General features: G+C 70.2%; 13 protein-coding genes and 1 riboswitch. Of the genes, 4 read left to right on the top strand and 9 right to left on the bottom strand.

What is annotated here, in order from left to right:
* Positions 1–14 precede the first annotated feature (14 nt).
* Positions 15–407, bottom strand: coding sequence for a ribonuclease domain-containing protein (locus tag ABH937_RS26330; protein ID WP_280691564.1), 393 nt, complete (start codon positions 405–407; stop codon positions 15–17).
* Between the two features lie 245 nt (positions 408–652).
* A riboswitch (cyclic di-AMP (ydaO/yuaA leader) is annotated at positions 653–843 on the top strand.
* Positions 844–845: 2 nt separating this feature from the next.
* On the opposite strand from ABH937_RS26330, the gene ABH937_RS26325 reads away from it, so the two are divergent.
* Positions 846–2,060, top strand: a complete 1,215-nt coding sequence (locus ABH937_RS26325) for a glycoside hydrolase family 16 protein (protein WP_280691563.1) — start codon at positions 846–848, stop codon at positions 2,058–2,060.
* 88 nt (positions 2,061–2,148) lie between these two features.
* Here the strand turns inward: ABH937_RS26325 and ABH937_RS26320 are convergent, their stop codons facing one another.
* Positions 2,149–2,946, bottom strand: coding sequence for an IclR family transcriptional regulator (locus ABH937_RS26320; protein ID WP_280691562.1), 798 nt, complete (start codon positions 2,944–2,946; stop codon positions 2,149–2,151).
* 194 nt (positions 2,947–3,140) lie between these two features.
* Between ABH937_RS26320 and aceB the strand changes: the two genes are divergently transcribed.
* The 3 genes from aceB to gcl all read left to right on the top strand — a co-directional run bounded on the left by aceB (position 3,141) and on the right by gcl (position 7,377).
* Positions 3,141–4,790 (top strand): malate synthase A, encoded by a 1,650-nt coding sequence (aceB, locus tag ABH937_RS26315; protein ID WP_280691561.1) that lies wholly within the window; start codon positions 3,141–3,143, stop codon positions 4,788–4,790.
* A gap of 82 nt (positions 4,791–4,872) precedes the next feature.
* Positions 4,873–5,262 carry a gamma-glutamylcyclotransferase gene (locus ABH937_RS26310; protein ID WP_280691560.1) on the top strand — a complete coding sequence of 130 codons (390 nt, stop codon included), beginning with the start codon at positions 4,873–4,875 and terminating at the stop codon, positions 5,260–5,262.
* A 327-nt stretch (positions 5,263–5,589) separates the two neighbouring features.
* Positions 5,590–7,377 carry a glyoxylate carboligase gene (gene gcl, locus ABH937_RS26305; protein WP_280691559.1) on the top strand — a complete coding sequence of 596 codons (1,788 nt, stop codon included), beginning with the start codon at positions 5,590–5,592 and terminating at the stop codon, positions 7,375–7,377.
* Positions 7,378–7,502: 125 nt separating this feature from the next.
* On the opposite strand, the gene ABH937_RS26300 is transcribed toward gcl, so the two are convergent.
* The 7 genes from ABH937_RS26300 to ABH937_RS26270 form a co-directional block, all read right to left on the bottom strand.
* A complete protein-coding gene (locus ABH937_RS26300; RefSeq protein WP_280691558.1) occupies positions 7,503–9,143 on the bottom strand; it encodes an MFS transporter in 1,641 nt (546 codons plus the stop codon).
* Positions 9,144–9,363: 220 nt separating this feature from the next.
* Positions 9,364–10,746, bottom strand: coding sequence for an 8-oxoguanine deaminase (locus ABH937_RS26295; RefSeq protein WP_280691557.1), 1,383 nt, complete (start codon positions 10,744–10,746; stop codon positions 9,364–9,366).
* 194 nt (positions 10,747–10,940) lie between these two features.
* The gene (gene pucL, locus ABH937_RS26290; RefSeq protein ID WP_280691556.1) at positions 10,941–11,861 is read right to left on the bottom strand and encodes a factor-independent urate hydroxylase; all 921 of its coding nucleotides are present in this window, start codon (positions 11,859–11,861) and stop codon (positions 10,941–10,943) included.
* Between the two features lie 17 nt (positions 11,862–11,878).
* A complete protein-coding gene (uraH, locus tag ABH937_RS26285) occupies positions 11,879–12,214 on the bottom strand; it encodes a hydroxyisourate hydrolase (RefSeq protein ID WP_280691555.1) in 336 nt (111 codons plus the stop codon).
* Positions 12,215–12,295: 81 nt separating this feature from the next.
* On the bottom strand, positions 12,296–12,826 hold the full coding sequence (uraD, locus tag ABH937_RS26280) for a 2-oxo-4-hydroxy-4-carboxy-5-ureidoimidazoline decarboxylase (RefSeq protein ID WP_280691554.1): 531 nt from the start codon (positions 12,824–12,826) through the stop codon (positions 12,296–12,298).
* A 186-nt stretch (positions 12,827–13,012) separates the two neighbouring features.
* Positions 13,013–13,396, bottom strand: a complete 384-nt coding sequence (locus ABH937_RS26275; protein ID WP_370219685.1) for a helix-turn-helix domain-containing protein — start codon at positions 13,394–13,396, stop codon at positions 13,013–13,015.
* Positions 13,393–13,665 (bottom strand): thiamine-binding protein, encoded by a 273-nt coding sequence (locus ABH937_RS26270; RefSeq protein ID WP_280691648.1) that lies wholly within the window; start codon positions 13,663–13,665, stop codon positions 13,393–13,395. The genes ABH937_RS26275 and ABH937_RS26270 overlap by 4 nt, the downstream gene beginning before the upstream one ends.
* Positions 13,666–13,749: the final 84 nt, after the last annotated feature.

Here is a 13,749-nt window from a genome sequence, read left to right as displayed (position 1 = left end):
TGGGCCCTGCTACCTCAGCAAGTGGTGTCGATCAGGTAGAACGACACGTAGTGGTCCGAGGTGTAGTAGTCCGAGCCGTCCTCGCCCGTGATGATCCGGCGGGTGCCGCGGGTCGGGGCGCCCGGGGTGATGACCGTGTACTCCTGGTAGTAGCCGTTCGGCTCGCTGGGCAGGACGCCCTCGCGGTTCTGGAAGGTCTCGCCGTCCTGGGAGTACGGGAAGGGGCCGCCCTGGGCGATCAGGTTGAGGGTGTCGTCGGCCTGGCTGGGCAGGGCGGTCTGGCAGATGTTGCCGCTGACGTCCGCGTGGGCGGCGGAGGCGAACATGGCGGTGGGGGCCAGGGTGAGCAGGCCGACGGTGACGACGGACGCGGTACGCGACTTCAACGCGCGTAGAAGAGTCTGCATGGACAGCAGTTTGAGGGGGCGTCAGGAAGCCTGGGAAGGTGCTGGGAGGGGGCTGAGAGAGTCTTCATGTGCATGTAACTAGCGCGCGGGGCAGGCGCCAGGTGTGCGTCGCTTTCGATGCGCGGGGTGGCCGGTGTGACTCGTGTGACATTGATGATGATCATGTCATCTGCCTACTCTGCAGGCTGCTCGCCACGCAGCGGCGGGCCCAGTCCCGGGACGCCTAGTCCTGCCTGCCCGGGGTCGGAACCAGAGCACCGCACCAGGCAGGAGCGGGGGACCCAGGTAGTACTGCCGTGTCCCCGCTCGCCTGCGTACCGCCAGGCCGGGTGAGGGTGCGGCTCGGGGTGAGGCCGACCGGCAGTCGCCGACTCGGCCGGGCCATCTTGCGGTCCGAACCCGACAGCTCACCTCGTAGGCGTCGCAAGAGGAACCTCCGTGATCCCTTCCGCCACCCCTGCGCGCCTCGGCATCCTCGCCGGTGCGCTCGGCCTGCTCGCCGTCCCGATGGTCGGCCAGGCGAACGCCCTCAGCTGGTACCCGTCGACGAGCGCCGCGCCCACCGTGACCCAGGACCGGCTGACCCCGGCCACCGCCACCACCGGCGCGGCGACCACCGCCGCCCTGACGCTGCACGCCAGCTCCTGCTTCACCGCGAAGACGGTGGGCGTGGGCGTGCGGGACGCCGCCGGCAACAACCTGGACTTCCCCGGGAACCTCAGCAACCAGCAGATCTGCCCGAGCGGGCTGTCGCTGACCACCGCCGCGCGGACCTTCGCGGGTGGGACGTACACCATGTTCGGCTTCTACCAGGACCAGGCCGGTGCCTGGCACAACCTGGCGTCGCAGACCCTGACGGTCTCGGCCGGCGGCGGCAGCACCCCGGCGCCGACCCCCGCACCCGCGCCGACCCCCACGCCGACCCCCGCCCCCGCCCCGACTCCGGCGCCCGCCCCCAGCAGCTCGCCCGTCCCCGGCAAGTCGCTGACCTGGTCCGACGAGTTCAACGGCGCGCTCGACAGCACGAAGTGGAACGACAGCTCCACCACCTCGTACAAGTACGGCAACCACAACCCGGACGACAACAAGCTCGACTGGATCGACCCGTCCGGCGTCTCGGTCGCGGGCGGCGTGGCCACCTTCACCGCGCAGCCGTCCAGCCACACCCTGGAGAACGGCAAGCAGGCCTGGACCACCGGTCTGCTCACCACCGAGGGCAGCGGGCAGGGCTTCAAGGTCAAGACCGGTGACTACGCCGAGGCCCGGGTCCAGATGCCGTCCGCGCCCGGTGCCTGGCCCGCGCTGTGGACCTGGTCGAACGGCGGCAGCGAGATCGACTCCTTCGAGTACCACCCGGACAACCCGAACCTGCTTGAGCTGACCAACCACGTCAACTTCGCGCAGAAGTACTACACCGACGCGAACGCCGTGAAGCCGGGCCAGTGGGTGACCATCGGCACCTACTACGGCGCCAACTCCGTCGACTACTACGTCAACGGCGTCAAGGTCTTCTCCGACAACACCGGCGTCGGCGCCAACTGGTCGGCCTACCTGATCCTCAACCTGTCGATCAGCGCCGGCCAGTACCACCCGGCCCCGAGCGGCTCCGCGCCGATCAGCTTCGCCGCGGACTACGTGCGGGTGTACCGCTGACAATTGACGCACCGTCAGATGGCGTGCCGTCATGACCGTGGCCCGGATCCGCTCCTGGATCCGGGCCACGGTCATGACGGGCGAAGGATCAGGGCGCCAGCACGCCGCCCAGCCGCTGCGCGATCTGCCGCATGACCGGCACCAGCGCCGTCGAAGCGATCTGCTCCTCCAGGGCCCGGATCCGCGCCTCCGGGCCGGAGACCGAGAGTGCGGTCGGCGTCGGGGCGCCCGGCACCGCGACGGCGATGCAGCGCACGCCGATCTCCTGCTCCTGGTCGTCCACCACGTAGCCGGCCTCCCGGGCGGTGACGAGCTGGGCGAGCAGGGCGTCGGGATCGGTGACGGTGAACTCGGTGTGCGCGGGCAGGGGTTGGGTGCCGAGCACGGCGCGGGCCTCGTCCTCGGTGAGCTGGGCGAGCAGCGCCTTGCCGACGCCGGTGCAGTGCGGCTGCACCCGGCGGCCGACCTCGGTGAACATCCGCATCGAGCGGCGCGACTGCACCTGGCCGACGTAGACCACCTCGCCGCCCTCCAGGACGGCCAGGTTCGCGGTCTCGCCGGTGGCCTCCATCAGTTCGGCCAGGTAGGGGCGGGCCCAGCTGCCGAGCAGCCGGCCCGCGGTCTCGCCGAGCCGGATCAGCCGCGGCCCCAGGGTGTAGCGCCGCGCGGTGTCCTGGCGGACGTAGCCCTGCTGTGCGAGGGTACGAACCAATCGGTGGATGGTCGGCATCGGGAGGCCCGAGGTGGTGGACAGCTCGCTGAGGGTCGCGACGCCGCCCGAGTCGGCTAGTGCTTCCAGGAGTTGGAAGGCGCGATCGACCGACTGCACGCCGCCCGCGGCGGCGCGCTCGGATCCGGTCGAAGCTGCGGCGGGGGTGCTTGCCACCGGCGTTCCCTTTGCTGTCGGGGGAGGAGTAGAGTCCCAGCGATCTACCTCAACAAACCGTTGAAATTCTGTATCGCGGAAACTAGTGTCCACCTTACAGAATCGAACTCGCCAGTAGGTGGGTCAGATCAGATGAGGGAAGCCCCTACCGGAGCTCCCTACACAGGTTCTACCGTTCAAGGAGTGTCCTGCCCATGGCTGCAGACCAGGGACCCGTCGGTACTTCCGCCGCTCCGGTCGTCACTGTCGCCGGTCCGCGCGTCCCCCGTGCGGAGGAGGTGCTCACGCCCGAGGCGGTCGCGTTCGTCGTGGGCCTCCATCGGACCTTCGAGAGCCGCCGGCAGGAACTCCTCGCCCGACGCCACACCCGTCGGGCCGAGATCGCCAAGGCCGGGACCCTCGACTTCCTGCCCGAGACCGCCGAGATCCGCGCTGCGGACTGGCAGGTCGCCCCGGCCCCCCGGGCGCTGCAGGACCGCCGAGTGGAGATCACCGGCCCGACCGACCGCAAGATGGTGATCAACGCGCTCAACTCCGGCGCGAAGGTCTGGCTGGCCGACTTCGAGGACGCCACCTCGCCCACCTGGCAGTCGGTGGTCTCCGGGCAGGTCAACCTGATCGACGCCTTCGAGGGCCGGATCGACTTCACCTCGCCCGAGGGCAAGGAGTACCGGCTCAAGCCCGCCGCCGAACTCGCCACCGTGGTGGTCCGCCCGCGCGGCTGGCACCTGGACGAGAACCACCTGATGGTGGACGGCGTGCCGGTGGCCGGCGCGTTCTTCGACTTCGGGCTCTACTTCTTCCACAATGCCGCGCGGCTGCTCGCCAAGGGAGCGCAGGACCCCAACTCCGGGCCCTACTTCTACCTCCCGAAGACCGAGAGCCACCTGGAGGCGCGCCTCTGGAACGACGTCTTCACCTACGCCCAGGAGCAGTTGGGCATCGAGCACGGCACCATCCGGGCCACCGTGCTGATCGAGACGATCCTGGCCGCCTTCGAGATGGAGGAGATCCTCTACGAGCTGCGCGACCACGCAGCCGGGCTGAACGCGGGCCGCTGGGACTACCTCTTCTCGATCGTCAAGAACTTCCGGGACGCCGGCGAGCGCTTCATCCTGCCCGACCGCAACAGCGTGGGCATGACCTCGCCGTTCATGGCCGCCTACGCCGGCCTGCTGGTGCAGACCTGCCACCGGCGCGGCGCGCACGCGATCGGCGGGATGGCCGCCTTCATCCCGAGCCGCAAGGACCCCGAGGTCAACGCGGCCGCGCTGGTCAAGGTCCGGGCGGACAAGGAGCGCGAGGCCGCCGGCGGCTTCGACGGCTCCTGGGTCGCCCACCCCGACCTGGTGCCGGTCGCCCGCGCCTGCTTCGACGCGGTGCTCGGCGAGCGGCCCCACCAGAAGGAGAACCCCGGCTCCGCCGGGCAGGTGACGGCCGCTCAGCTGCTGGACATCGCCGGCGCGGGCGGCTCCTGCACCGAGGCCGGTCTGCGGAACGCGGTCGCCGTGGGCCTGCGCTACTGCGAGGCCTGGCTGCGCGGACTGGGCGCGGTCGGCATCTTCAACATGATGGAGGACGCGGCCACCGCCGAGATCTCCCGCTCGCAGATCTGGCAGTGGATCCACAACGGCGTGGTGCTCGCCGACACCGGGGAGAAGGCCACCGCCGAGCTGACCCGCCGCCTGGTCGCCGAGGAACTCGCGGTGATCAAGGCCGAGCTGGGTGACGAGGCGTACGCGGCCGGCCGGTGGACCGAGGCGCGCGACCTCTTCGAGCAGGTCTCGCTCGCCGAGGACTTCGTCGACTTCCTGACGCTGCCAGGCTACGCACTGCTCGGCTGAGCACTTACTGCCGTTTCGTACGGTCCACCGGAGCGAACACGCCCCGGTGGACCATGCACGTCCTTCCAGAAAGGCTCCACCCATGGTCCGGATGTTCCTCAACGGCCAGGCGATGCGCGGCGGCGAGTTCCACCCGCTGGTCGCCGACGCCCCCTTCCTCGGCGTGGTCCGCACCGCGCCCGGCCACCGCTTCTTCTCCATCCGCGACGTCTGCCCGGGCGTGCTGCCCGACCCGAAGGCGGACACCGCGATCGAGGGCGAGCTGTACGAGGTGAGCCTGGAGCTCCTGCGGGACGAGCTGCTCCCGGGCGAGCCGCGAGAGCTCGAGTTCGGCGTGATCAAGCTGGCGGACGGCAGCGCCTGCTTCTCGATGGTGCTGGCCCGCGGCGAGCTGGAGCGTGGCGTCCACCGCGAGATCACCGAGTTCGGCGGCTGGCGCGCCTACCTGGCCACGCTGGGGCGCACCTTCTGACCCCCTGACCACCAGTACGGCCACCAGCGACCCGGGCACCATGACCGGGTCGCTGGTGGCCGTTGGCCTGCCAGCGGGCCTCGGGGTGGATCGGGGGCCCACCACACCCCAGGGGTGCGTATACGAATGGTGTGTTCGCTCCGAAGAGTCGGCTGGTCGCGGGGGCTGCGCTGGGTGGATCGCCAATAGCCACGGATTCAACGAGTTGTTGAAGATGGGTGCTCGGAACCCTTGACGCCCCGTCGGGCCGCCGCCTACCTTTTATTTCGCATCCTAAAAGCAATATTCCGTATTGTGGAATAAGAGCCGACCCGCAGGAGTACCCCGATGCCACGAATGACAGCCGCCCGTGCGGCAGTGGAGATCCTCAAGCGCGAAGGCGTTGAGGTCGCGTTCGGCGTGCCGGGCGCCGCGATCAACCCCTTCTACGCCGCGCTGAAGGCCGGCGGCGGGATCAAGCACACGCTGGCCCGCCACGTCGAGGGTGCCTCGCACATGGCCGAGGGCTACACCCGCACCAAGGCCGGCAACATCGGTGTCTGCATCGGCACCTCGGGCCCGGCCGGCACCGACATGATCACCGGCCTGTACTCGGCGATCGCCGACTCGATCCCGATCCTGTGCATCACCGGCCAGGCGCCGGTCGCCAAGCTGCACACCGAGGACTTCCAGGCCGTCGACATCGCCTCGATCGCCAAGCCGGTCACCAAGGCCGCGACCACCGTGCTGGAGGCCGCCCAGGTCCCCGGCGTCTTCCAGCAGGCCTTCCACCTGATGCGCTCGGGCCGTCCCGGCCCGGTCCTGATCGACCTGCCGATCGACGTCCAGCTGACCGAGATCGAGTTCGACCCGGAGACCTACCAGCCGCTGCCGGTCTACAAGCCGGCCGCCAGCCGCGCCCAGATCGAGAAGGCGATCGGCTTCCTGCTGGAGTCCGAGCGGCCGCTGATCGTCGCCGGTGGCGGCATCCTCAACGCCGACGCCGCCGACCTGCTGGTCGAGTTCGCCGAGCTGACCGGCACCCCGGTGATCCCCACCCTGATGGGCTGGGGCGCCATCGCCGACGACCACGAGCTGAACGCCGGCATGGTCGGCGTGCAGACCTCGCACCGCTACGGCAACGCGAACTTCCTGGCGTCGGACTTCGTCCTGGGCATCGGCAACCGCTGGGCCAACCGCCACACCGGCTACAAGCTGGACGTCTACCGCGGCGAGCGCAAGTTCGTCCACGTGGACATCGAGCCCACCCAGATCGGCCGGATCTTCGCCCCGGACTTCGGCATCGCCTCCGACGCCAAGGCCGCGCTGGAGCTCTTCGTCGAGGTGGCCAAGGAGCTCAAGGCCGCCGGCAAGCTGCCGGACCGCGGCGAGTGGGTGGCCGCCACCCAGGAGCGCAAGGCGACCCTGCAGCGCCGCACGCACTTCGACAACATCCCGATGAAGCCGCAGCGCGTCTACGAGGAGATGAACAAGGCGTTCGGTCCGGAGACCCGCTACGTCACCACCATCGGCCTCTCCCAGATCGCCGGCGCGCAGATGCTGCACGTCTACAAGCCGCGCCACTGGATCAACTGCGGCCAGGCCGGCCCGCTCGGCTGGACCATCCCGGCCGCCCTCGGTGTCGCCACCGCCGACCCCGAGAGCCCGGTCGTCGCGCTCTCCGGCGACTACGACTTCCAGTTCATGCTGGAGGAGCTGGCGGTCGGCGCCCAGCACAAGATCCCGTACGTGCACGTGCTGGTGAACAACGCGTACCTGGGCCTGATCCGGCAGGCGCAGATCGGCCTGGACATCAACTTCCAGGTCAACCTGGAGTTCGAGAACATCAACTCCCCGGAGTTGGGCGTCTACGGCGTCGACCACGTCAAGGTGGTCGAGGGCCTGGGCTGCAAGGCGATCCGGGTCACCGACCCGAACGAGCTGGGCGCCGCCTTCGAGCAGGCCAAGAAGCTCGCCGCCGAGTTCCAGGTGCCGGTCGTGGTCGAGGCGATCCTGGAGCGGATCACCAACATCGCGATGAGCAAGACGGCCGACATCAGCGACATCAGCGAGTTCGAGGAGCTGGCCACCGAGCCGGGCCACGCCCCGACCGCGATCAAGACGCTCAAGGTCTGATCGAGGATCTGATCGAAGGTCGGACTGGAAGCTCTGGCTGAAAGTCCGACCGAGCGAAAGCCGAAGGCCCGTCGACCTCCCGGGGGAGTCGACGGGCCTTCTGGCCGTGCGTGGTTCGGCGCGGCTCAGCGCGCCTTGGCCAGGCCCGACGGGCACGGGTTGCCCCGGTCGAACGAGTACTTCCCGGTGATCCGGTAGGTGCCGGGGGCCGGCGCGTAGAGCACCGTCCACTCGCCCTGCTGGGCCAGGCAGCCGTTCGCGTCGCCCTGGTCGCCCGCGATGCCCAGCCACGGCGACCAGGGCAGCAGCAGGTGGACCGAGCCCGCGCTGGGCACCTGGACGGTCAGCGCCGCGGGGCCGGCCTGCTGCACCACGGCGGGCGGCGCGGCCAGCGGGGTGGCGTCGGTGACCTGGTACAGCCGCCAACTGCCGTGCTGCCAGATCGGGTCCAGCCAGGGCTGCCCGGCGGCGACCAGCGCCGCCTCCTCCTTCGCCGCGTCGTCCGGCTTGTCGCTGGAGAGCGCGACATAGCCGACGCCCCAGCGCTGCAGCCAGGCGTGGTAGTCGCTCGGGGCCAGCTTGTCGGCGTAGAAGAGCGGGTTGCGGGTGACGTCCGTCTGCCGGTTCCAGCCACGGGCCAGGTCCACGTACGGGGCCACCCCGCTGGCCTCCCAGTGCGAGGCGAGCGGGACCACCTCCACCCGGGTGCGGTCCGCGCCGACCGTGTGCAACTCGTTGATCAGCGCCTTGCCGTCGGAGGCCGCCCTGGCCACCGGCACGGTCACCAGCAGGTCGCCCAGCGTCCGCCCGGCCAGCCAGGCGGCCACCGAGATGAAGGCGACCCCCACCAGCAGCGACCGACGCCGGGCCAGCCGGACGTTCAGCAGCACCGCGAGCAGCACGGTGCCGGCGAAGAGCAGGCTGAGCCGCTCCACGTTGCTGCCCACCGGCGAGGGGATCAGCCAGACCAGCACCACCCCGGCCGAGTAGACCAGCGCCCCGCGCCGCACCGCGAGCCAGTCGCCCGGCACCAGCAGGGCCACCGCGAGCGCGGCCGCCACCACCGGCGCGGCCGCCCACCAGTCGAAGGGCTGCACCCCGTAGAACGGGAAGAGCACCGAGGTGCCGGCCACCACCAGGACCGGGGCCGCCGCCAGCGGACAGCTCTCCCGGCGACGCCCGGTCAGGAAGAGCGCGGCGGCCAGCACTTCCAGGAAGAGACCGACCACCGGACTGCCCATGGTGGCCAGCGCCGCCAGCGCGAAGAGCCAGGTGCCGCGCAGCCGCCGCGGGCCGCCGCGGTCGACGGCCAGCACGGTGGCCGCCAGTCCGAAGGCCACCCCGATCGCGAAAGTCACCCGTCCTGAGGCGACGTCACACCAGAGGGCGAACGCCGTCCACAGCGCGGGGGCCAGCGGCCGCCGCAGACCCGAGCGGGTCAGCAGGGTGGCGGCCAGCGCCGCGGAGGCGGTGCCGACCAGCATGCCGGTGGTCCTGACCCCCAGCAGGCCCATCAGATAGGGCGACAGCACGCTGTACGAGGCGGTGTGCATTCCGCCGTACCAGGACAGGTTGTAGGCCGCGTCCGGGTGCTGGCGGGTGAACTCGGTCCAGGCGTACTGGGCGGCCAGATCGCCCGCGTCGTTGGCCAGGGCGACGGCCCAGATCAGGTGCAGCACAGCGGCCAGCAGGGTGGCGGCGAACACCGGGTGGCGCAGTGCGGCGGGCAGGCGGGCAGCGGGAATCGCCGACCCCACGGTGGTCATATGGTCTCTTTCGGCCGTCGAGGAGCGGTGTGCGGTCAGCTGGGCTGAGTAGCAGTAACCTACGGTGCCGTCCCGCACGGTACGCCACAGCCCCGGACCCTCGCCGTGGGTCCGGGGCTGCGTTCCGGCCGACCTGACGGTCGTCCGGAGTCCGGGTCACGCACCGTCCCTGGGCGGCCCGGAGTCTGGGGGATTTAGCTGGGAGCCTGCTGAGTGGCGGTCAGCCGCGGGCGGCCAGCTCCTTGGCGGCGCGGGCGCAGGCCAGGGCGATCTGGTCCTCGTTGGCGGTCGTCAGGTTGCCCTTCTCCACCACCGCGTTGCCGTTGACGAAGAGCGCGGCCAGCGGCGGCAGCGCGCCCAGCGTCAGCGCGGCCACCGGGTCGGCGATCGAGGAGTGCATGATCCCGTCGACCTTCCAGAGCGCCAGGTCGGCGAGCTTGCCCACCTCGATCGAGCCGATCTCGTGCTGCCGGCCCAGCACCCGGGCGCCGCCCATGGTGCCCAGGCGCAGCGCGCCGCGCGCGGTCAGCGCGTCGGGGCGGCCGTGCAGCCGGTTGATCAGCAGCGCGTTGCGCAGCTCGGTGCCCAGCTCGCCGGACTCGTTGGAGGCGGTGCCGTCCACGCCCAGACCCACCGGGACGCCGGCCTTCAGCATGTCCGGGACCCGGGCGATGCCGGCCGCCAGGCGCGCGTTGGAGGAGGGGCAGTGCGCCACACCGGTGCCGGTCTCGGCGAACTTGGCGATGTCGGAGTCGTTCATGTGGACGCAGTGCGCCATCCAGACGTCCTCGCCCAGCCAGCCGGTCGACTCGAAGTAGTCGGTGGGGCCCATGCCGAACAGCTCCTTGCAGAACTGCTCCTCCTCGGCCGTCTCGGAGCCGTGGGTGTGCAGCCGAACGCCCTTGCGGCGGGCCAGCACGGCGGCCTCGCGCATCAGTTCGGTGGAGACCGAGAACGGCGAGCAGGGCGCGATGGCGACGTGCAGCATCGAGCCGAACGAGGCGTCGTGGTAGGTGTCCACGGCCGCCTCGGAGGCGATCAGGATGTCCTCGGTGGTCTCCACCGCGTGGTCCGGCGGCAGGCCGCCGTCCTTCTTGCTGCGGTCCATCGAGCCGCGCAGCGCGGTGAAGCGCATGCCGAGCGACTGGACGGCCTCGATCGAGGCGCCCAGGATGTCGCCGCCGTCCTTCGGGAACACGTAGTGGTGGTCCGAGGCGGTGGTGCAGCCGGACTTGAGCAGTGCGGCGGCCGAGCCGAGGGTGGCGGCGTGCACCAGCTTGTCGTCGATCCGGGCCCAGGTCGGGTAGAGCGCGACCAGCCAGTCGAACAGGATGTTGTCCTGGGCCAGGCCGCGGGTGATCCACTGGTAGAAGTGGTGGTGGGTGTTGACCAGGCCCGGGGTGACCAGGTGCCCCTCGCCGTTGATCCGGCGTACCACGTTGTCCAGCCACTGCGGCGCGGGGCCGTCGCCGACCGACTCGATGACGTTGCCCTTGATCACCACGTGGCCGCGGGCGTACTCGGTGTCGGCGGCGTCGACCGTGGCGATCGCGACGTTCTCGATCACGATCCGCTGATCGGCGGGCGGGGGCTGGACTGCCATGGGTGACTCCTGTGGAGTGGGGGGCGTTGTGCGGGACCGCGCGATCCGACGGCGCGCCGGGGAGGCGGGAGGCCTGCCGTCAGGCCGCGCGGTCCGGCCAGGGTGTCACCGCCGTCAGCGGTACCGGAGTCCCGAGGGCGGGACGGCGGAGCGAGAATCCCTCGGGTGGGGGGCCGGTCGTGAGCCGGGAGGTGTCAGACGACCGGGATGACCGGGGTGACGCCGTCGCGGTGCACGGTGCCCTCGATCAGGCCGTACATCCGGTCGGCGGCGTAGTACACCTCGTTCTCGTTCTTGAGGTCGAAGGGCGACAGGTCGACCAGGAAGTGGTGCTTGTTCGGCAGCTCCAGGCGGACCTCGTCCACCTCGGCGCGGTTGTTCAGCACCCGGGTGCCCATCGCGTGCAGGGTCTGCTGCAGCGAGTAGGAGTAGGTCTCGGCGAAGGCCTCCAGCATGTGGCGGCGCACGTGCTGGTAGGAGCGGTTCCAGTTCGGCTGGGCCTCGTCCTCGCGGCCGCTGTAGGAGTACTTCCAGCGCGCCGTGACCTGGGTGGCAAGGATCCGGTCGTACGCCTCCTGGAGGGTGGTGTACTTGTCCTTGATGTAGCCCCAGAACTCGGAGTTGGTCGTGTTCATCACGACCAGGTCCTTGAGACCGGAGATCACCTGGACGGTCTCGCCGTCGTACACGATCTCGGTGGTGCGGGTCTCACCGCCGTCGCGGACGAAGGAGTGGCCGACCTCCTCCGAGCCGATGAAACGCGAGGTGTTGTCCGGGGTCTTGATCCGGTTCCAGGTGTACTCCTCGATCCGGATCCGGGCGCTGTGCACCACGCCACGCTCGGTGTTGTCGACGAAGTGGCGCGCCAGCGTGATGCCGAACGCCTCCGCCGACTCGATGCCGTGCTCCTTGGCGAAGGCGAAGACGGTGTTCTTGGTGGTGTCGGTGGGCAGGCAGTTGGCGTTCGAGCCGGTGAGGTGGACGTCCTCGAACTCGCCCTGGAGGGCGACCGAGACGTTCAGGTCCTTGATCTCGTGACGGGTGCTGTCACGGTAGACCCGGACGATGCGGTTCTCCGCCTTGCCGTACTGGTTCTGACCGAGCACGTGGGCCATCGTCGGCTCCTTGCTGTCTAGCTTCCGCGGTAGACGGAATATCCGAAGGGGTTCAGCAGCAGCGGCACGTGGTAGTGGTGCTGCGCGGGCGCGACCGTGAAGACGATCGAGACCTCGGGGAAGAACGGCGTCTCGCTGGACTTGGCGGCGTAGTACGCCGCCGTGTCGAAGCGGAGCCGGACGACCGAGCCCGCCTCCACGGCCGGCAGGTCCTTGGCCCGGCCGTCGGAGTCCGTGGCGGAGGTGCCGAGCACCGTCCAGCCACCCTCGGTGTTGAGTGCGAGCTCGACCGGCACACCCTCGGCCGGGCGGCCGAGGCTGGTGTCGAGCACGTGGGTGGAGATGCCAGTCATGGCGGAAGTGACCTTACTGGTGGCAGGAGTGACGGATCGTCAGCTGATGGTTCGACAGCCGGCCGACGGTGCGTCGGTAGGTCAGACGGCCGGCTCGTCCAGCAGGCGGTTGAGCCGGATGTCGTTGATCTTGCGCAGCTCGCCGCGGACGATCTCGGCCTCGGTGGCCGCGTCGTTCGGGAAGCGCTCGCGCAGTGCGGCGAGCATGGTGGCCGCGGTGCGCCCGGTGGCGCAGATCAGGAACACGTGGCCGAACTTCGCCTCGTAGGCGGCATTGGCCTCGTGCAGTTCATCGAGGAGTGCCTGGTCCACTCCGTGGATGCCGGCCTGCTCGCGCTCCGAGGTGGCGTCGCCCGTCCTGGGCTTGCCGATCCGGGCGTGGCCGGCCATCGCGTCGTCCAGGTCGGTGACCGCGAGGTCCGCCATGGCGGCCGCGTTGGCGGCCAGCAGGGCGTCGCGGTCGGACCAGGGCCGGCTGCCGGCGACGGCGGCGGCCCAGGTGGGGCTGGAGCAGACCTCCAACAGAGTCCGCTCCAGCTCGGCGGCCGGGGCCGCCGCCAGCGCCCCGAGGGCGCCGGGTGCGTCAACTGACGCGTGAGGGTGGTTGGTCACGGGTGGACCTCCTGAAGAGTGGTGCCACCCGCACAAGCTAGATCCACCACCCCCGGCCGTCAACACTTTGTTGAAGCCTTGGTGGTTACGTTTCGAACCGCCGGTGCTCGCCGACCGCTTTCGTGTGCGATCCGCCAAGTGTGCCGGACTCGTCCCTCGGTGAGAATTGCCTGGTCGGCCGGGGTGTCAGCCGCTCTTCGGTCCGTCCACCTGACGGTTGAGGTAGTTGTACACCGTGAAGCGGCTGACGCCCAGCGCGGAGGCGACGGTTTCCACACCGTGTCGCACGGTGAAGGCGCCGCGCTCCTCCAGCAGGGCGACGACCCGCTGCTTCTCCAGCCGGTCCAGCTCGCTGAGCGGTCGGCCGTCGAACTGGCGGGTCATCTCGGCCAGCAGCCGGTCGAGCGCACTGCTCAGGTGGGGCAGGCGGACGGCGAGTGCCGCCTCGCCGTCCCACTCGAGGACCACGTCGTCCGGCTTCGCCTCGGCGAGGTCGAGGGCGGTCGCCCCGACCGCGTCCAGCAGCGGCTTTATCGCTCGGCTGAGCGGGTGCTCCAGGGCGTCGGTCACGGTGTACCCACTCCTTCGGGGGTCTCGGGGCCGGCTTCGGCATCGGGAACCACGCTGACCTGGAACGAGATCCGGCTGGCGCCGGCGTCCAGGGAGTCGTGCAGCAGTCGGGTCACCGCGGTGAGCACCTGCTCGGCGTCGCCCTCGGCGCTGGTCCCGAACGGGCCGACCGAGACGGCGAGGCCCGCCTCGTCGACCACCCGCCGGGCCGCGACCGCGTGGTCCGGGAAGTTGACCAGTTCGAACGGTTCTGTCGTGAACTCCACCATCAATCGCACCAGGTCACTGTAGCGAGCGGGTGGTCCGTGGCACCGGTTGGGCGAAAGAGATTCAACAAACTGTTGCATTGCCCT

The organism is Kitasatospora sp. GAS1066B (assembly GCF_041262605.1).
Classification (GTDB): Bacteria; Actinomycetota; Actinomycetes; order Streptomycetales; family Streptomycetaceae; genus Kitasatospora.
Note: the sequence above shows the minus strand (reverse complement) of the source record. Positions and strands in the feature narration are given on the sequence as shown.

Excerpts from the sequence above, each read along its gene's own strand:
- ABH937_RS26330 (WP_280691564.1), bottom strand. The coding sequence starts at position 407 with ATGCAGACTCTTCTACGCGCGTTGAAGTCGCGTACCGCGTCCGTCGTC.
- aceB (WP_280691561.1), top strand. The coding sequence starts at position 3,141 with ATGGCTGCAGACCAGGGACCCGTCGGTACTTCCGCCGCTCCGGTCGTC.
- ABH937_RS26310 (WP_280691560.1), top strand. The coding sequence starts at position 4,873 with ATGGTCCGGATGTTCCTCAACGGCCAGGCGATGCGCGGCGGCGAGTTC.
- gcl (WP_280691559.1), top strand. The coding sequence starts at position 5,590 with ATGCCACGAATGACAGCCGCCCGTGCGGCAGTGGAGATCCTCAAGCGC.
- ABH937_RS26300 (WP_280691558.1), bottom strand. The coding sequence starts at position 9,143 with ATGACCACCGTGGGGTCGGCGATTCCCGCTGCCCGCCTGCCCGCCGCA.
- ABH937_RS26295 (WP_280691557.1), bottom strand. The coding sequence starts at position 10,746 with ATGGCAGTCCAGCCCCCGCCCGCCGATCAGCGGATCGTGATCGAGAAC.
- pucL (WP_280691556.1), bottom strand. The coding sequence starts at position 11,861 with ATGGCCCACGTGCTCGGTCAGAACCAGTACGGCAAGGCGGAGAACCGC.
- uraH (WP_280691555.1), bottom strand. The coding sequence starts at position 12,214 with ATGACTGGCATCTCCACCCACGTGCTCGACACCAGCCTCGGCCGCCCG.
- ABH937_RS26270 (WP_280691648.1), bottom strand. The coding sequence starts at position 13,665 with ATGGTGGAGTTCACGACAGAACCGTTCGAACTGGTCAACTTCCCGGAC.